Genomic DNA, 2,792 nt, shown 5'->3' with positions numbered 1-2,792 from the left:
CCGCCCCAGTCAAACTGCCCGCCTGACAATGTCCTGTGACCAGTTCATGGCCTCCAGTTAGAATTCCGCTGTAGAAAGGGTGGTATCCCACCAGCGACTCCACTGACATTGGCATGCCAGCTTCAAAGTCTCCCACCTATCCTGTACATTCTACATCAAAACCCAATATCAGGCTGCAGTAAAGCTCCACGGGGTCTTTCCGTCCTGTCGCAGGTAGCCTGCATCTTCACAGGCAATTTAATTTCACCGAGTCCCTTGTTGAGACAGCATCCAAGTCGTTACGCCATTCGTGCAGGTCGGAACTTACCCGACAAGGAATTTCGCTACCTTAGGACCGTTATAGTTACGGCCGCCGTTTACTGGGGCTTAGGTTCAGACCTTCGTGCTAAAGCACTAAGCCTTCTCCTTGACCTTCCAGCACCGGGCAGGCGTCAGCCCCTATACTTCGTCTTACGACTTAGCAGAGACCTGTGTTTTTGATAAACAGTCGCTTGGATCTTTTCACTGCGACCCACTAGCTAATGCTAATGGGTACCCCTTCTCCCGAAGTTACGGGGTCATTTTGCCGAGTTCCTTAACAAGGGTTCTCTCGCGCGCCTTAGAATTCTCTTCCCGTCTACCTGTGTCGGTTTGCGGTACGGGCACTATAAATCTCGTTAGTGGTTTTTCTTGGCGACTCATTAAGTGGCTTCGCCTCTTTTGGCTCCACATCACTAAAAGTCATTAGCGGGTAAAGGGATTTGCCTCCTTACCCTGACTCATTAGCTTATACGTGCTCTTCCAGTCACACGCTCCACTCTCTTTGCCGCGTCCCCACTTCACTCAATCAACTTACAGTGGTATCTGAATCTTTACAGATTTTCCATCACCTACGCCTTTCGGCCTCGGCTTAGGTCCCGACTAACCCTGAGAGGACGAGCCTTCCTCAGGAATCCTTAGACTTTCGGCGAAGGAGATTCTCACTCCTTTTTTCGTTACTCATACCGGCATTCTCTCTTCTGTACAGTCCACTGCTCCTTACGGTACAGCTTCGTTCCGTACACAATGCTCCTCTACCACTTACAATTATATAAATACAATCATAAATCCACAGCTTCGGTGATATGCTTTAGCCCCGTTACATTTTCGGCGCAAAACCGCTTAACCAGTGAGCTATTACGCACTCTTTAAATGAGTGGCTGCTTCTAAGCCAACATCCTGGTTGTCTGTGCGATCTCACTTCCTTTTCCACTTAGCATATACTTTGGGACCTTATCTGGTGGTCTGGGCTGTTTCCCTTTCGACTATGAAGCTTATCCCACATAGTCTGACTCCCGATGAACACTAAACGGCATTCGGAGTTTGAATGGATTTGGTAACCTTGTTGGGCCCCTTGTCCAATCAGTGCTCTACAACCGTTTAACTTTTACATCGAGGCTAGCCCTAAAGCTATTTCGAGGAGAACCAGCTATCTCCGAGTTCGATTGGCCTTTCACCCCTATCCACAACTCATCCCCTCATTTTTCAACATAAGTGGGTTCGGGCCTCCACAAGCTCTTACACTCGCTTCACCCTGGTCATGGATAGATCACTCGGTTTCGGGTCTACTAATCATAACTTCCGCCCTTATCAGACTCGCTTTCGCTCTGGCTTCATCTCTATGACTTAACCTTTCGCTACGATTAGTAACTCGCCGGTCCGTGATACAAAAAGTACGCAGTCAGGCTTTTAAATAGCCCTCCTACTTGTTGTAAGCTTATGGTTTCAGTTTCTATTTCACTCCCCTTCCGGGGTTCTTTTCACCTTTCCCTCACGGTACTTGTTCACTATCGGTCATTCAGGAGTATTTAGTCTTGGAAGGTGGTCCTCCCATATTCTCACAAGGTTTCTCGTGTCTCGTGATACTCTGGATAATTCTCTGACTTCTTTTACCTTACGTCTACAGGACTATTACCTCCTACGGTTGAACTTCCCAGTTCATTCGACTCGGTAAAAAATTTAAGTCAGCCAAAAGCTGTAGCTTTTAGACAGTCTATCCTACACCCACTTAAAGCAACGTCTACAGACTTACACTTTAAGTGTTTGGACTCTTCCCCTTTCGCTCGCCGCTACTAAGGGAATCTCGTTTTGATTTCTTTTCCTCAGGGTACTAAGATGTTTCAGTTCTCCTGCTTGTTCTTACATGGCTACTTATTTCACCACATAATACCAGTGCTCCACACTGGTGGGTTGCCCCATTCGGATATCCGCGGATCTACGCTTATTTAGCAGCTCCCCACGGCTTTTCGCAGCCGGTCGCGTCCTTCTTCAACTCTGAATGCCAAGGCATCCACCATAAGCTCTTTCTAGCTTAATCAATTTATTTCCTATATGCATTTTTCAATGTACAGTTTTATATACTTATTTATATACTTAGTAATAATTAAAGAGTTTTTGGTGGAGGTAAGCGGATTCGAACCGCTGACCTCCTGCTTGCAAGGCAGGCGCTCTCCCAGCTGAGCTATACCCCCATATATACCAGTTGCTATTCATGCGTATGTTAAAAGAATAGAAAATGGTGGGCCTAAGTAGATTTGAACTACTGACCTCACGCTTATCAGGCGTGCGCTCTGACCAACTGAGCTATAGGCCCATTCTCTTTTTAAATAAATATAAATCCCATCGTTATCAGGATTTATTTTATTTTCATATTATTTTATTAAGTATTATAGAAGATTTCCTTCGGCTTTAACAGCCGAACTAAACCTTCAAAATTAAACAGCAAGCTCACGTTCTCTCCTTAGAAAGGAGGTGATCCAGCCGCACCTTCCGGT

General features: G+C 46.1%; 2 tRNA genes and 1 rRNA gene. All 3 read right to left on the bottom strand.

Going from position 1 to position 2,792, the window contains the following annotated elements:
- Positions 1 to 2,335: ribosomal RNA gene (locus HSACCH_RS07475) — 23S ribosomal RNA — on the bottom strand; the annotation flags it as partial.
- A 78-nt stretch (positions 2,336 to 2,413) separates the two neighbouring features.
- A tRNA-Ala gene (locus HSACCH_RS07470) sits at positions 2,414 to 2,489 on the bottom strand.
- A gap of 45 nt (positions 2,490 to 2,534) precedes the next feature.
- A tRNA-Ile gene (locus tag HSACCH_RS07465) sits at positions 2,535 to 2,611 on the bottom strand.
- Positions 2,612 to 2,792: the final 181 nt, after the last annotated feature.

Origin of the sequence: Halanaerobium saccharolyticum subsp. saccharolyticum DSM 6643, from assembly GCF_000350165.1 — a bacterium.
GTDB lineage: Bacteria > Bacillota > Halanaerobiia > Halanaerobiales > Halanaerobiaceae > Halanaerobium > Halanaerobium saccharolyticum.
Note: the sequence above shows the minus strand (reverse complement) of the source record. Positions and strands in the feature narration are given on the sequence as shown.